15 protein-coding genes are annotated in these 14,205 nt (G+C 66.7%); 3 read left to right on the forward strand and 12 right to left on the reverse strand.

The annotated features are described in order from the left end of the window. Nucleotides 1-122 precede the first annotated feature (122 nt). Complete coding sequence (locus ACH6CV_RS05630) at nt 123-359, reverse strand: DUF896 domain-containing protein (protein WP_456357194.1); 237 nt, start codon at nt 357-359, stop codon at nt 123-125. A 49-nt stretch (nt 360-408) separates the two neighbouring features. On the opposite strand from ACH6CV_RS05630, the gene ACH6CV_RS05635 reads away from it, so the two are divergent. Next, nucleotides 409-897 (forward strand): GNAT family N-acetyltransferase, encoded by a 489-nt coding sequence (locus ACH6CV_RS05635; protein ID WP_456357195.1) that lies wholly within the window; start codon nt 409-411, stop codon nt 895-897. Nucleotides 898-979: 82 nt separating this feature from the next. Here ACH6CV_RS05635 and ACH6CV_RS05640 read toward each other — a convergent pair whose 3' ends face one another. The 11 genes from ACH6CV_RS05640 to ACH6CV_RS05690 all read right to left on the reverse strand — a co-directional run bounded on the left by ACH6CV_RS05640 (nt 980) and on the right by ACH6CV_RS05690 (nt 12,431). Continuing rightward, entirely contained in the window at nt 980-2,413 is a 1,434-nt protein-coding gene (locus ACH6CV_RS05640; RefSeq protein WP_456357196.1) for a DNA recombination protein RmuC, read from the reverse strand. Nucleotides 2,414-2,433: 20 nt separating this feature from the next. Then, nucleotides 2,434-3,471, reverse strand: coding sequence for a lamin tail domain-containing protein (locus tag ACH6CV_RS05645; protein ID WP_456357197.1), 1,038 nt, complete (start codon nt 3,469-3,471; stop codon nt 2,434-2,436). A gap of 1 nt (nt 3,472) precedes the next feature. Then, on the reverse strand, nt 3,473-4,132 hold the full coding sequence (locus ACH6CV_RS05650; RefSeq protein ID WP_456357198.1) for a DUF4956 domain-containing protein: 660 nt from the start codon (nt 4,130-4,132) through the stop codon (nt 3,473-3,475). A gap of 101 nt (nt 4,133-4,233) precedes the next feature. After that, on the reverse strand, nt 4,234-4,920 hold the full coding sequence (locus ACH6CV_RS05655) for a polyphosphate polymerase domain-containing protein (RefSeq protein ID WP_456357199.1): 687 nt from the start codon (nt 4,918-4,920) through the stop codon (nt 4,234-4,236). 22 nt (nt 4,921-4,942) lie between these two features. Continuing rightward, complete coding sequence (locus tag ACH6CV_RS05660) at nt 4,943-7,960, reverse strand: lamin tail domain-containing protein (RefSeq protein ID WP_456357200.1); 3,018 nt, start codon at nt 7,958-7,960, stop codon at nt 4,943-4,945. A 100-nt stretch (nt 7,961-8,060) separates the two neighbouring features. Then, a complete protein-coding gene (locus tag ACH6CV_RS05665; protein WP_456357201.1) occupies nt 8,061-8,756 on the reverse strand; it encodes a PHP domain-containing protein in 696 nt (231 codons plus the stop codon). A 196-nt stretch (nt 8,757-8,952) separates the two neighbouring features. Further along, on the reverse strand, nt 8,953-9,297 hold the full coding sequence (locus ACH6CV_RS05670; protein WP_456357202.1) for an AraC family transcriptional regulator: 345 nt from the start codon (nt 9,295-9,297) through the stop codon (nt 8,953-8,955). A 3-nt stretch (nt 9,298-9,300) separates the two neighbouring features. After that, a complete protein-coding gene (locus tag ACH6CV_RS05675; protein WP_456357203.1) occupies nt 9,301-10,620 on the reverse strand; it encodes a [Fe-Fe] hydrogenase large subunit C-terminal domain-containing protein in 1,320 nt (439 codons plus the stop codon). Beyond that, nucleotides 10,617-11,045 (reverse strand): ATP-binding protein, encoded by a 429-nt coding sequence (locus tag ACH6CV_RS05680; RefSeq protein WP_456357204.1) that lies wholly within the window; start codon nt 11,043-11,045, stop codon nt 10,617-10,619. The genes ACH6CV_RS05675 and ACH6CV_RS05680 overlap by 4 nt, the downstream gene beginning before the upstream one ends. 29 nt (nt 11,046-11,074) lie before the next feature. Then, nucleotides 11,075-11,437, reverse strand: a complete 363-nt coding sequence (locus tag ACH6CV_RS05685; protein ID WP_456357205.1) for a hypothetical protein — start codon at nt 11,435-11,437, stop codon at nt 11,075-11,077. Between the two features lie 169 nt (nt 11,438-11,606). Further along, nucleotides 11,607-12,431, reverse strand: a complete 825-nt coding sequence (locus tag ACH6CV_RS05690; protein ID WP_456357206.1) for a hypothetical protein — start codon at nt 12,429-12,431, stop codon at nt 11,607-11,609. 120 nt (nt 12,432-12,551) lie between these two features. Here ACH6CV_RS05690 and ACH6CV_RS05695 point away from each other — a divergent pair, with 120 nt between their 5' ends. After that, nucleotides 12,552-13,280, forward strand: a complete 729-nt coding sequence (locus ACH6CV_RS05695) for a DUF6062 family protein (protein ID WP_456357207.1) — start codon at nt 12,552-12,554, stop codon at nt 13,278-13,280. Further along, nucleotides 13,277-14,200: an alpha/beta fold hydrolase gene (locus ACH6CV_RS05700; RefSeq protein WP_456357208.1), complete on the forward strand. Its 924-nt coding sequence runs from the start codon at nt 13,277-13,279 to the stop codon at nt 14,198-14,200. The genes ACH6CV_RS05695 and ACH6CV_RS05700 overlap by 4 nt, the downstream gene beginning before the upstream one ends. Nucleotides 14,201-14,205 lie beyond the last annotated feature (5 nt).

The following is a 14,205-nucleotide window of genomic DNA, read 5'->3' on the forward strand; positions in this document are numbered from 1 at the left end:
CCGCGATCATGATGACGGACGCGCGTCCGCTCCCATATTATACCCAACGACCTAGCAAAAAGCAACAGCAATTTAAAAATAACAGGCTGCGGCGCGCGCGAAAATGGTGTAAAATAATGAGGTTAGACCTCGTCGGTCGGTTTCGCGTTTTTGCGCTTGTAGGCGTCGATCAGCGACTCGCGGCTGCCGTCGGGGTACTTCACCACCGTGTTTTCGATGGTGGAACGAAAGTTCTTGCGGAAGTTATCGAGGTATGCCGCGCGCAGTTGCTCGCGCTCGGCCAGTTCGTTAGGCGTCAGCGCCCGTTCGCGCGCGATGCGCGCAAGCTCGTTGATGCGCGCAATGTGTTCCTCCTGCATAGGTTTCTCTCCCCGTATCAATCAAAATGAAAAGGATGGTGCCGCGCCTATGATCCGCGCCCGATACCTGAGCTCGATGGACGATATCACAAGCGTGCTTGAAATCCGCCGCGCGGTGTTTGAGCGCAGCCCCGGCGCGGCCGCGCGCGACGCCTTTGACGACATGGCCGTGTACGCGCTGGCCTTTGACGAGGCAGACGCGCCCAGTGCCGCCGGCCGGCTGTACATCGACGCGGACGACCGCTTCCGGATCGACGCGGTCGGCGTGCTCGCGCCCCTGCGCGCTCGCGGCTACGGCGATCTGGTCATGCGCATGCTGCTCGACCGCGCGCTCACGTTGGGCGCGCCGGCGGTCTACGCAGACAGCTTCCCCTGCGCCGTGGGTTTCTACGCGCGGTATGGGTTAAGGCCGGTCATGGATACGCCCGTTTCGGACGGCGCGCTGGTTCCGCTGTGCGCAAGTGCCGATCAGATCGCTCTCGAAGGCAGTTGCGGCGGGCGACACGGATGCCCCGGCCGCACGCCCGACCCGTCGTAGGGGCGACCTGCGGCCGCCCGCCCCGTCGGACGCGGCTTGGGCAATGCGCCGCAGCGGTTCGGGCGACCCCGGTTCCATTTCGCTAATCCCAATCGCCGTCGTCGTACAACGCTTCGTCTTCCCCACCCAACAACCTCGCCCCCGCCTCGGCATCCAGCTTCGGCGCGCTCTTGAGCCGCCGCTGGATCGCGCGCGACTTGCGCGAGGCGTCTTCGATCGACTCGCCGGCCTGGCGGATGCGTTTCTGTGTGCGCGCCAGCGCGTCCGCGAAGTTGGCAAACTCGCCGCGCACCGCGCCCAGCAGCGCCCACACCTCTTCGCTGCGCTTTTCGATCGCCAGCGTCTTGAACCCCATCTGCAGGCTGTTGAGCAGCGCCGCCAGCGTACTCGGGCCGGTCAGCATCACGCGGTGGTCGCGCTGCAGCGCCTCCGCCAGGTCGCCGCGCTTGATCGCCTCGGCGTACAGCCCCTCCGACGCCAGGAACAGCACCGCAAAGTCGGTGGTTAAGGGCGGAGCGATGAACTGCCGGCCGACGCGCTCGCCCGCGAGCCGGAGCTTCTGCGTCAGCTCCTCCGACAGCTGCTGGGCGGTCTGGGCATCGCCGGCCTCTTCGGCCTCGAGCAGCCGGTAGTAGGCTTCGTGCGGGAAGCGCGCGTCGATCGGCAGGTACATTGTGCCGTCGCCCCCGCTGCCCGGCAGCCGGATCGCGAAGTCGCAAGCCTCGCCGCCGATCACCACGCGCTCCTCGTACTGCTCGCGCGCCATCAGCTGCGAAAGCAGCGCGCCCAGCTGGATCTCGCCCACCAGCCCGTGCGACCGGACGCCGGTCAGCACCCGTTTGAGGTCGCCCACGCCGCTGGCCAGCGTTTCGATCTCCGACAGCCCCCTGTACACCTGCTCCAGCCGCTCGCTGACCAGGTTAAAGCTCTCGCCCAGCCGCTTGTCGAGCGTCTGGTGCAGCCGTTCGTCCACCGCCAGCTGCATCTGCGTAAGCCGCTTGTCGTTGGCGTCCTGCAGGCTCACCATGCGCTGTTCCACCGTCTCGCGCATCCGCTCGAGCCTATATTCGTTGCGCTCCAGCTTGTCGTCGAGCGCGCCGCCGATGCGGTCGATGCGCTCCTCGTAGGACTGAAGCCGTTCTTCCACGCCGCGCTGCAAATGCGCCATGCGCGCCTCGTCCACCCGGCCCATATCGCGCAGCTGAGCGGCAAACGCGTCCAGCTGCGCCTGCTGCGTGCGCGACATCTCGCCCATCACGCGGGTCACCGAATCGCCCATCCCGCGCAGGTTGACGCTCATCTCCTCGCGGTCGCCCTTGGCCATCTCGCCCGCCTGCTCGCGCGACAGCCGCAGCTGATCCGCCAGCCGGTGCTCCACCCCGCCCAGCCGCTCGTCGAGCATAGATTCGCGCTTGCCCGCGCGCTTAAGCAGCAGCAACAGGCACACGGCCAGCAGCGCCGCCGCGCCCACCACCAGCCACAGGATCAGGTTACTGTCCAGTCCAATCGTCGGCATCGTCGTCCTCCGCATGATGTTTATCCGTTCGTTTTTTGGTAACCGCCGTCCGCCTGCCGCGCGTAGATTTCATCGGGCCCCAGCAATTCGTAGGCGACCTCGGCTATGCGCCGGCCCTCGGCGTCGGTCAGCACCACGGTCTCGCCCTCGGCGTTGAGCTTGAAGTTTGCGTGCAGCTCGCCGCCCGGCGCGCGCCGGTCCTTGCCCGAGGCGAACACCCTGATCCGCCCGCCCGGCTCGAGTTTTACGTCGGGCAGCGCCCAGCGCTGCGGCTGGCCCTGGTCGTCCGACAGCGCGTAGTCCTTCAGCGACACCGGTTGATCGCCCGTGTTGGCCAGCTCGATCCAATCGCAGTAATCGCCGTCGGCGTCCCTGACCAGTCCCCGATTCCAAGCGCACAGCGCGTGGATCGTCACGGGACTGGCAGACGCGCCCGCCGCCTCGGCCAGCAGCGCGTGATTTTCATCGGTGTTCCCAAGCCCCGGCGTGTAGGCGTCGGTGATGCGCCACGCGCCGCGCTCATCGCGCGCGTAGACCTGATCGGCGGCCAGCGCCGGAATGACCAGTGACTCCATGATCGCGCCGCGCGCGTCGTAGAGCAGCAACGCGTCGCCGGTCGAGCTCAGCCGGAACGGGGCCTCGAGCACCTCGCCCGGCGCGCTCCTGAAATCGCCCGTGCAATACACGAGCACCCGCTCGCCGGGCTCAAGCACCTGCTCGGGGAACCGGAACGGCCGCTTGCGGTCCGGCCGGTCGGTGAGCGCCCAGCCGGTGATGTCGATGGGCTGCGCGCCCGTATTGCAAAGCTCCGCCCAGTCGGCGTATCGCCCGCCCGCACCCGCCCAGGCTTGGCGGTTGCTGGTCATCACCTCGTCGATCCGCACGGGGCCGACCGGCGCAATCTCGGCGGCGGCACCCACCGGTCGCGGCTCGCCCAGCCGCAGGCCGCCGGGCAGCCAACGGAACTGCGCGAACCAGGAAAGCGCCAGCGCAATCGCCGCCGCCGCTACGAACCACGGCGGGACGGGCCAACGTCCCCGCCACTTGATCCAGCGCATCCTACACCGTCTCGGCCTGATAGGCCACCAGCGTCGCGTCGTCCACGCCCTCGACCGAAAGGATCTTGCCGATCAGCGCGTCCTGCCGGGTCACGCGCACCTCAAGCGCCATCTCGACGCCCTGGCGCGAGGCGGTCTTCGACTTCATCTTCTGGCTCTTGACCAACTTGGGGTTGTTAAGCGCGGCCAGCGCCTGAGCGTCCGCGCCCGGCCGACAGCGGATCACCAGCAGGTAGCAGTCGTCGCCCTTGTGGACGAACCGCCCGAGCAGGAAGATCAGCGCCGCGATGCCCACCGAGGCCAGCGCCGCCAGGAAGAACTGGCCCGCGCCCAGCAGGATGCCCATCGTGAGCGCCCAGAACATGTAGGCGGTGTCGAGCGGATCCTTGACCGCCGTGCGGAAACGCACGATCGACAGCGCGCCCACCATGCCCATCGACAGCTGGATCGAGTCGCGGATGCACATGACCACGGGCGTGGTGATGAGTGTCATCAGCACCAGCGTCAACCCAAAGTTGACGTTGAACAGCACGCCCCGGTAGTTCAGCCGGTATACGGTGAAGATGAAGACCCCGACCGCGAAGGCCAACCCCAGCGCCAGCAAAATGGTCGGCGTGGAGCTTACTGTGATGGACATGTTGGAGAAGTCGATCTTGTTCATCTAAAGATGCCCCCTCAATTGCATTGGTTCGCCTAATCCAGCGGCCTGACGCGCCTAATCCAGCGGCCTGACGGCTACTGTGGCTGCCAGACCACCATCTGCTAAACGGGCGCGTACTGCCTGCACAGCGTATACTTCGAGATCGCGCTGCGCTCGGCGCTGACGCTTGATAAAAGCGCCGCGATGAAGTCGGGCAGGTAGCGGTCGTACTTGACCTCGAGCACCATGCGCCCGGGTTCGAGCACCGGCAGCGTCCTGAGTCCCGGGTCGAACAGGTTCCGCCCGGTCAGCCCCGAGCGCACCTTCTTGTCAAAGGTGATGCGCACGCGCTCGGCCGGGTGCAGGTAGGCGACGCGCTCGTAGTCGACCACCACGCAAGGCTTCAGTCCCCTGAGCCGCATCTGGACGAACATGTCCTGAAGCAGCGGGTTGTCCGCCCTGTGCAGCCCGGCGGGGTCGCCGCCGATCAGCTGCTCGGCCAGCCGCCGGGTGATCGCCGCGCTGTCCTTGCGGATCAGGTCGCCCAGCTTGCGTTTGCGCTCGAGGAAGATCTCCCGGTCGCTGAGCTTGTAGATGCGGATGCGGTACTTGTCGCGCTGCGCTACGCCGTCCAGCTTGTCGTTGTAGGCGGAGTCGTTAAGGTCGTCGAAGTACAGCGAGCGCACCATGTACTCGCCGTGCGCGCCGGCGTTCGGGTCGATTTTAAGCACCTTGCCGAGCCGGTCCATCAGCCCCGGCGCGTCCGCGACCGAGATGAAGTATTTGAGCTCGTGCCGAACGTCAGCCATGTCCGCGCCTCCCTCGATGGTGTTACCTGCCAAGATGATCCATGATGTCGCCGAAGTACGCGCGCATCTGCGCGTCGCTCCATTTCAGTTCCCGCTTGATGTAGCCGAGCATCTTCCTGGGCCGCTCGTCGGCATACTTCTTGAAGCTGTTCAACGCGCTGCGCCAGCGCTTGACCGAGCCGCCCCAGCGGGCCGTTTGCGCGGCCATCTCGGGCTCGATCAGCCGCGCGTAGGCGTCGATCTTTGCGTTCACGATGTCGGGCCGCCAACTCGTATACATCAATTCGCCGAAGCGCCTGAGGAACTTCTCCTTGATCGCGGGATTGCGCATCAGCTGCACGAACAGCGTGTTGTCGGTCTTCTTGCCCGAGCCCGCGCCGCCCTTGTCGAGCCAGCGCCGGTAGGAGTCGGTGTCGGTGTAGAACGCCCAGTCGGTGTCGTACAGCACCCATTTCCAGCGCCCGTCGCCCTCGCGCGATCGGTAGCGCTTGACGTTGAGCAGGTCGGTGTTGCCGGTGTACATCTCGAGCGCCACGTAGTCGAGGTAGTTATCGACGTCCACCATCTCATAGACCTTTGCGAGGTTCGCTTCGCTGACGCAGCCGTTCTTCTTGAGCCAGGTCAAAAACGCCTGGTAGTCGGCGTCGGTACCCTGCTTGACCGTGCCGTTGCCCTTGACGATGTCGATGGCGTCGAGGTCCTTCCAGCCCTCGCGCTGGGCGATCGAGTACTTGTGGATGCGCTCGCGCAGGTTGTAATGCCCCCAATACTCGCCGTTCAAATACACCACCGCCGGCGCGGCATCCTGGTAGAACACGCCCGTGTTCTCGGCCAGCGAGGCGAGCACCGCGTCGCGCAAGCGCGTCTTGTTGGTGTCCTGACCGGAGGAGCGCAGCAGGAACGACCGGTAGCTGTCGTACGCCCGGTTCGGGAACAGCGCGGCGTCAAAGCTCGGCGGGCCGTAGACCGCGCGCGCGGTCAGCTTGAACGCCTTCTGCGACTCCATGCGGCTGTACTGGCCCTGCAGCGCCAGCGCCGTGCCCTGCGACAGGACGGTCGTGCCGTCGGGCGCGAACAGCTCGATGTTGGCGGCGCGCTCCCAGCTCTTCCAGAAGTTGGCCCCCTTGAACGGGTATTTCAGCTCGTTCGGGCCCATCGCGTAGATGCCGCCCCGGCTGCCGAACAGGTACTCGGGATCGGACACCAGCGACACGACCGGCAGGCTGTGCCTCGGCCCGAACAGGTAGCTTTGGGTATGGGTCATCGAGGGCAGCAGATCCTCGCCGTAGGCGCGCGCGCGGATGATCGTGGTCTTCGATACCGCGATCGCGCCCGAGTACAGGCTCGATTGCTCGGTCGGTTCCGACGCGTCGAGCGTGTAGCGGACCTGCTGCCCCGGCCCCGCCGACAGCTCGACCAAAAACTCGCCGCCCTCGAACCAGCCGCCCGGCCGGGAGAACACCACCGCGTCCGCGCGACCCGCGTAGGCGGGCCCCGCGTTGGCGGCGCCCGGCGTAGGCTCGGTGAGATAGTAATAACCGTCGCGCCCGGACATGCGTCCGTAGGATACCGCGGCGCGTTGATTCAGCATCGGCAGCCGGTCGATCACCGTGCCGTCCGGCCGCGACAGCGTGAGCGTCTCGCCGCGGGCGCAGGACAGCTTGAAATTGGCGGCGTAGAGCGCCTTCGCGGGGTTCGCCCGATCCTCGCCGGTCAACTGCACCAGCAGGTACTGGCCCGGCGCAATGTGAGCCCCGCTCGGGAAGCGCCACTTGCGCGGATGGCCCGGATCGTCCGACAGGCCGTAGCCTTTGAGGTCGATCGCCTCGCCCGACGCGTTGTACAGCTCGGCCCAGTCGCCGGTCGATTTGGCGGTGTTGGGCTTGCGCGCCGAGGCGATGGCCTCGTTCAGCGTCAACTTGTCCGGGTTGCCCGCCGACAGCGCGCGCTCGATGCGCTTCAACCCCTCGGGCGTGTTGGGCTCGCTGGGCGTGGGCGGGAAATCGGCGGTGAAGCGCCCGTCGTCCATGCGCGACCAGGCGCGGTCGGCATCAAGCGCCGGGCAGCTCACCCGGTCGATCAGCCGGCCCGAAGGGTCGGACAGCACCACGGTTTCGCCCTTGGCCGACAGCTTGAACGGCGCGTGCGGCTCGTCCGGCGTTTGCGACGCCTCCCCGGACGCCAGCACCAGCAGCACCGCGCCCGGCTCCAGCGTCCGGCCGGGCAGCACGTGTTTGTCGGGCCGGCCTTCGTCGTCCGACAGCATGTAACCTGCCAGGTCGATCGGCTGATCGCCCTGGTTGCGCAGCTCGATGTAGTCGCAGCTCTCGCCGCGCGCGCCCAGGCGGTATGTCTCGTTATCCGGCATCAACTCGTTGATGACCAGCGCGCCCGAGGCGCTGCCCACTTGCGCCGCCCAGCGGCGGTGGTTTTCGGGCGTGTTGGGCATGCCGGGCGTGTAGTACATGGTCGTCACCCACGTCCCGTTCTGCGTCCGGCGCGCGTAGGCCTGGTTGCCCTCGAGCGACGGGCAATCGACCGCGTCGACGAGCGCCCCCGACCGGTCTCGCAGCACGACGCGCTCGCCGCGCGCGTTTAGCTTGAACGGCGCGTGGTAAGGATAGCCCTTGACGTTCTTGAGGTTGCCCGTGGCGTAGATCAGCACGCACTCGCCGGGCGCCATCACCTGCTCGGGGAAGGTGAACCCGACCAGCCGCTCCTCGCCGTCGGTCAAACTCCAGCCGCCGACATCCACCGGCGCGTCCGACGCGTTGGTGAGCTCGACCCAGTCGGCATACCGGCCCCGGTCGTCGCGCACGGCCGAGCGGTTGGCGCTCATCAGTTCGTTGATAACGACGCCCCGTACAGCCGGCGCGGCCGCCACCTCCGCCGTCCCGCCCGCCGCGCGGTTTTGCAGCGCAAGCCCCAGCGCCAGCAGCACGACGGCGACGACAATCAGCCACAGCGGCGGTGCCGCTGCGGTTCGATCGGGCCATGGCGCGCCTGACCTTCGCGCGCCGCGCGGCGTATCCGTGGGCAAAATGACGCCTCCCATAATTCCATGCCTGGGGATGATTATACAATAGATTGGGACAAATTACAACCGTGTGGCAAAAGGTTCGGCGACACGCGGGCCGGCCCTACGGTCCGTCGATCCACGCAAAAAAACCTTCGGCGGTGGGCTGATTAAGCGGAAGAAACACCTCGCGCTCGAAGATGTCCTCGAGGCGGTGGGCGTCCGACGAATGGAGGCGTTTGGGGCCGTCCGGCAGCGGCGGGCAAGGCAAATGGCGCGCCACCTCGAGCGCGCGGTAGGGCGCGCCGGGCGGCAGGAAGCCCAGCACGTTAAGCAGGCCGTTGCTGCCCCGGTTGATGTGCGCCGGCACCGGCAGGCCATGCGCCGCAAGGATCATCCCGGTCAGCTGGTCCAGCCCCAGGTCGAGCGCCGACAGCAACAACCGCGGCTCGTTCCCGGTCGGCTCGTCTTCGGCGTCCATCAACTGCTGCTCGCCGAAGAAGGCCGGGCGATTGGGCATGTCCGGCAAGTGCGGATAGAGCGCGTCCGAGAAGGCAAGGGCCTCGGGAACCGTCCGGAAGTAGGCCAGCAGATGCACCTCCTCGCGCGTGGTCAGCTCCATCCCCGGCAGCAGGTTCAGCCCGATCTCGCGGCACACGCCTTCCACGGCGGGCAGCTGCCGCGCCGTGTTGTGGTCGGTCACCGCGATCAGCTCGAGCCCCTTGAGCAGCGCCATCCGGCAGATGTTGTTCGGGGTCATCAGCGCATCGCCGCACGGCGACAGACAGGAGTGGATGTGCAGGTCGGCCGCGCAATCCATGGGCTCTTCTCACCATCCTCGCTCATCCCAGCCCTGGGAGGGTTTGGGAGGGCCTCGGCCCCCCCGGAACGCGCCCGCCTGCCTGGAAACCCCGCGGGGTTTTCAGGCAGGCGGGCCCGTAACCCATCAGCTCGAAAGATTCCCGACTGGTCGTCCGCGCAGCGGGCGGATGGGCGGGAAGGTTTCGAGCCCCGCGTCAGCGGCGATCGGGTACGCCGGCGGCATACAGCAGACCGCACAGCTGGTAGGCGGTCTTGTCCGACTGAAGCAGCGCCACGCCTTCCTCGGCGGCCTTTTCTATGACGTTTTCTTCAAACGCAATGCCCTCGGGCGCGACCACCGCCGCCATGTCCATCAAGGTGGCCACCGCCACCACGTTCAGGTGGGTCTGCACGGTAACCCAGCACATGCCGGCCGCGCCGTGCGCCATCACCCAGCTGAGCAGGTCGCAGGTGTAACCGCAGCTGATCTCGCGCGCGGTATCGACGCCCGCGGTCAGCAACTTCGCGCCGGTCAGGTCGATGAACGACTGAATGGTCATGGGCTACCTCCTCGTATTATCGCTTAGCTCTACCATCTGCTTGGCCATGTCGCGTACGCGCGCCTTGAGCAGGAACAGGCAGTCGGTCTCGTGCGCGTAGCCGCCCACGATGTCCTCGGCCAGCGCCTGGCACGAGGGCGAGCCGCAGGAGCCGCAGTCGAGCCCGGGCAGGCGCTTTCTGATCTCCTCGACTTGGCGGATCTTCGTAAGCGCCGTCTCGAGGTTTTGGTCGATCTGCATGGCCTTGACGGGCCGAATCGGCCGGTCGAGGTGCACGATCGACCGCAAATGCGCCATTTCCTCGTCGGAGATGTTCTCCTCGGGTTTGAGCATGGGGAGCTTGAACAGCAATTCGCGGATGCGGTTGCGCGCGATGAACACGTTCTCGTACACCAGCGGCCCGCCCACGCAGCCGCCCACGCAGGCCAGCCCCTCGAACAGCGTCAGTCCTCCGAGCTTGTTGTTTTCGATCTCCTCGAGCGCCCGGGCCACGTGCTCGATGCCGTCCACCGCCAGCGCGTTTTCGATGCCCGCCGCGGTGGCCTCGCCGCCGGTGCGCGCCCAGCCGACGCCGAGCGCCGTCGCGCGAAAGCCCGTGTCGTCCTCGGGCGGGCCGGGCTTGCGCAAAAGGCCCGACAGCAGCCCGTAGATCTCCATGATCGAGATCGCGCCCGACACCTGGGAGGGCCCGTGGCCGATGGGGTTCTTGATCGCGGTCATCTTGGCGGCGCAGGGCGTGATGAAGAAGCAGCCCACATCCTCGGGCGGGACAGAGTTTTTCTGGCAAAACTCGCGGCGCGCCTGGGTGGCCGCCATCTCCATCGGCGATTTCACGTCCACGATGTGCTCGATCAGCTCGGGGAAGCGCGTCTGGATCAGCCGGATCACCGCCGGGCAGGAGGACGAGATCAGCGGGCGCGGGCAGCCGGGCTGCTTGAGCCGGTCCTGCACCGCGCGCGTCACGATGTCCGCGCCGCGCGCGACATCGTACACCTCGTCAAAGCCCATCTGCTTGAGCGCGCGCGCGACGCTGCCCACGTGCTTCAGGTTCCTGAACTGCCCGTACAGCGCGGGCGCGGGCAGCGCGATCTTGTAGGGGAAGCGGTTGATCGCGGCCAGCGGGTCGGTGACGCCCACCTTGGCGTGGTACGCGCACGCGCGGATGCACTCGCCGCAGTCGATGCAGCGCTCGTCGATGATGTGCGCCCGCCCGCCGTACACGCGTATGGCCTCGGTCGGGCAGCGCTTGAGGCAGTTGGTACAGCCTACGCACTTGGTAACGTCCAGCGTGACCGAATGGTGGTAGGCCTTGATCTCGCTCATAGCTGAAACCCCATCTCAATGGTCGTGCCCACGCCGACCGTAGATTCGATGTGAAAGTCCGTGGTGTTGCGCTTCATGTTGGGCAGGCCCATGCCCGCGCCAAACCCCATGGTGCGCACGTCGTCGGTGGCGGTGGAGTAGCCCTCGCGCATCGCCATCTCGATGTCGGGAATGCCCGGCCCCCGGTCGCGCACGTTGAGCTCGAGGTAGTCGGGCCGGATCCGCAGTTCGATCTCCCCGCCCAGCGAATGAATCACCAGGTTGAGCTCGACCTCATAGGTGGCGATCGACACCCGGCGTACGACGCCGCTGTCCACGCCCAGCTTTTTCAGGATGCGCTTGATGCTGGCCGACACCTCGCCCGCGGTTTCAAAATCGCCCTTCTCGACCGGATAGACCTCGTGCAGCGTAATCTGGTCGCTCATGCTTGACTCGACTCCTTACGTATTCTGACCTAGTCCGGCTCGCGCAGATGTACGCCGCCGGGCAGGCCGCTCTCGTATAACAGGCCGCAGGCCTCGTAGAGCGTATAGGGCGTGCCGATCACCACGATGCCGCGGTTCTTGGCCATGTTCAGCACGTCCTGCCCGGGGACCTTGCCGCGCACAAACACGATCAGCAGCACGTCCAGCATCTCGCAGGTGCGCACCACATGCGCGTTGGTCAGGCCCGTCAGCAGCACCATGCGCTCCTTCGGGAAGGCCAGCACGTCGCTCATCATGTCCGAGCCGCACGCCGACCGGATATCCTCCTCGGGCAGCTTGTCTCCGCTGAGGATCTTGGCGTCGAGCACCTTTATTATTTGTTCGGCTTTCAATGGGCTGCGCTCCTCTCGACGGGGATTCGCGGGGCGGATACCGCCCCGCCTCTTACGCCATTATAACGGATGGAGCGCCAAAAGAAAAGGGTCATTGGCATAGAACTGTCAAATCCGTAACGAATCGTGACGGCGCGCAGCCATCGTAGGCAGCCGACGCCCGAATGGATCATCGGCTGCCTAACCCCTTTAGAAACTCGATGTGCCCGGCGCGCAGGTCGATGAAGGCGTACTTGAGCCGGGACGACAGGATGAGCGCGGAATCGCCGCTGTCCGCGCTCAGCCGGCGGCAGGCGTCCTCGAGCGCGGCCAGCCGCTCGATCAGCCCGGCTGCGACGGCGTTGGGTGCCTCGCCCGCGGCCTTTTTCAGCCGCGCCAAATTTGCGCCCGCCTGCTCGGCCTCGATCGACAGCGCGGCGCGCAGCCCCGCAGGCTCGACCATGCCCCGGTCGAGCGCCAGCGCATGGGCGGCCAGCGCAGGGGTCAGCGCGCGCAGCGCCCCTTCTCCTTCGACCAGCGCCTTTAGCTGCGCCTCGGTGGCGGTCACGCGCAGCAGCGCCGCCTCGCCGGTCAGCACGTGGATCCGGGCATCAATCGCCTCATCCTGCTTGAGCTGGGCCGCGACGCGCTCGGCATCGGCCTTGTCGGAAAAACCCGCGCCGATCACGCAGCAGGCCTCGCCGTCCCTCAGCACATAGCCTGCCGCGCCGCGCGGCACGTAGCGCGCGGCCTCGACGCGCGCCGCGTCGGCTTGATCGCTTCGCTTAAGCTCCACCAAGTACAGCGAAAGCGCGTCGAAGCCCACGTCGCGGGTGATCCGCTCGGATGCGACCGGCGCTTGATCCAGGTCGAGCGCCAGCCGGTGGATCGCGGGCCGCGCATAGCGCACAAACGCCACGAGCAGCAAGGCGATGAACAGCAAAAGCAGCACCGCCGGCCTCGGAAAGCGCCGCCGCACGTATACGCGATGGCGGAGCAAGCTCTTTTTTCGCATAGGATCGCCTCCACAAAAGGCTATGCGCGTTGCGGCGGGCGCTATCCCTTCGCGCCGATTTTCCGGGATTGACAATCGGGGCGGGGTGTAATACAGTGTAACAAACAGGAGGTACCCACCTTGAAACAACACATCGACACCGCGCCGGTTTGGGCGGCTTATGAGCGCGGGGGGGAATGCCCGCTGTGCGCGCTCGAACGGCGGAGCGAGCGCGACTACATCGCCTATTTTCTGGGTGGATCGGTCATGGAACCGGCCCAGCGCATCGAGGTCAACCGCAAGGGCTTTTGCGCTCAGCACTTCCGGCTGCTCTACGACGCCGGCAACCGGCTGGGGCTGGCGCTGATGGCGCACACCTACCTGAAGGAGACGATCGCCCGGCTGGAAAAAGGCGAATTCGGAGCGCCCACGCGCTCCTGGCTGGGCGGCCGCGCGCAGGCCGAAGGCGGGGGGGCAAGGCTGTTCGACGGATGCGCGCTGTGCGACCGGCTAAATGAGGCCATGGCACGCTATGAGGAGACGCTGCTGTACATGTGGTCGCACGAGACGGCGTTCCGCGAGGTGTTCGAGGCATCGAAGGGGCTGTGCGTGCGCCACTGCGCGCACCTGACGGCGCGCGCGCCGCAATCCATGTCCGGCCGGGACGCGCGCGCGTTCTGCGAAGCGGCGGCGCGCGTGACGCTCGACAACCTGAAACGCGTGGAGGGCGACCTCGACTGGTTCACCCGCAAGTTTGACTTCCGCAACCAGGACAAGCCCTGGGGCGAGAGCCGCGACGCCGTGGAGCGCGCGCTGAACAAGCTGCGCTCGAACACCATCCGCGACCCTGAAGAGGAGGCGGCCACATGAGAACCGAGACGCTCAAAGTGAAATCGGAGGCCGACGGCCTGATGCTGTCGGTGCTGATCGCCGAACCCGAAGACGAACCGCGCGCGCTGGTTCAAATTGCGCATGGCATGGCCGAGTACAAGGAGCGTTATCTGGGCTTTATCGAGGCGCTTACCCGGGCGGGCTACGCCGTGCTGATCCACGACCACCGCGGCCACGGCGCGTCGGCTGCGACGGCGAGCGACCTCGGCTACTTCGGCCCTGCCGGCGCGGGCGGGCTGCTCGCCGACCTGAGGCAGATGGCCGGGCTCTTGACCGCGCGCCATCCGGGCGTTCCGCTGTGCCTGTTCGGGCACAGCATGGGCTCCCTGGCGGCGCGCGCCTACGCGCGCTCGGACGACGGCGAGCTGTCCGCGCTGATCGTGTGCGGCTGTCCGAGCGAGAATCCGTCCGCCGGCGCGGGCCGGGCGCTCGTCAAGGTGCTCAAATGGCTGCGGGGCGAGCGCCACCGAAGCGCGCTGATGGACAAGCTGACCAACGGCCCGTTCCGCAGGCAGATGCCCGCGCTCAGCGGCGCGTTCGGCTGGCTCAACTCCGACCCGGAGGCGGTCGCCGCCTACGAGCGGGACGAGAAGTGCGGTTTCAACTTCACGCTCAACGGCTACGAGGCGCTGATGGGGCTGATGAAGGCCGCCTACGCGCGCGATGGCTGGGCGCTTCGCAAGCCCGAGCTGCCCATCCTGTTCATTTCGGGCGCGGACGACCCCTGCATGATCGACCGCGCGCGGCTGGACGCGGCGGTTGGGCGCATGCGCGAGGTGGGCTACACAGGCGTATCGCTCCATGTGTACGAGGGCATGCGCCACGAAATCCTGCTCGAGCCCGGACGCGCGCAGGTGTACGCCGACGTGATCGCCTTTTTGGATCGGGCAGTGTTGTAATTCGG

It is taken from the genome of Anaerozeibacter quisquiliarum (genome assembly GCF_051162045.1).
GTDB classification, from domain to species: Bacteria; Bacillota; Clostridia; order Christensenellales; family Aristaeellaceae; genus Anaerozeibacter; species Anaerozeibacter quisquiliarum.

Coding starts and splice junctions, on each gene's coding strand:
- ACH6CV_RS05630 (WP_456357194.1), bottom strand. CDS start 359: ATGCAGGAGGAACACATTGCGCGCATCAACGAGCTTGCGCGCATCGCG.
- ACH6CV_RS05635 (WP_456357195.1), top strand. CDS start 409: ATGATCCGCGCCCGATACCTGAGCTCGATGGACGATATCACAAGCGTG.
- ACH6CV_RS05640 (WP_456357196.1), bottom strand. CDS start 2,413: ATGCCGACGATTGGACTGGACAGTAACCTGATCCTGTGGCTGGTGGTG.
- ACH6CV_RS05645 (WP_456357197.1), bottom strand. CDS start 3,471: ATGCGCTGGATCAAGTGGCGGGGACGTTGGCCCGTCCCGCCGTGGTTC.
- ACH6CV_RS05650 (WP_456357198.1), bottom strand. CDS start 4,132: ATGAACAAGATCGACTTCTCCAACATGTCCATCACAGTAAGCTCCACG.
- ACH6CV_RS05655 (WP_456357199.1), bottom strand. CDS start 4,920: ATGGCTGACGTTCGGCACGAGCTCAAATACTTCATCTCGGTCGCGGAC.
- ACH6CV_RS05665 (WP_456357201.1), bottom strand. CDS start 8,756: ATGGATTGCGCGGCCGACCTGCACATCCACTCCTGTCTGTCGCCGTGC.
- ACH6CV_RS05670 (WP_456357202.1), bottom strand. CDS start 9,297: ATGACCATTCAGTCGTTCATCGACCTGACCGGCGCGAAGTTGCTGACC.
- ACH6CV_RS05675 (WP_456357203.1), bottom strand. CDS start 10,620: ATGAGCGAGATCAAGGCCTACCACCATTCGGTCACGCTGGACGTTACC.
- ACH6CV_RS05680 (WP_456357204.1), bottom strand. CDS start 11,045: ATGAGCGACCAGATTACGCTGCACGAGGTCTATCCGGTCGAGAAGGGC.
- ACH6CV_RS05690 (WP_456357206.1), bottom strand. CDS start 12,431: ATGCGAAAAAAGAGCTTGCTCCGCCATCGCGTATACGTGCGGCGGCGC.
- ACH6CV_RS05700 (WP_456357208.1), top strand. CDS start 13,277: ATGAGAACCGAGACGCTCAAAGTGAAATCGGAGGCCGACGGCCTGATG.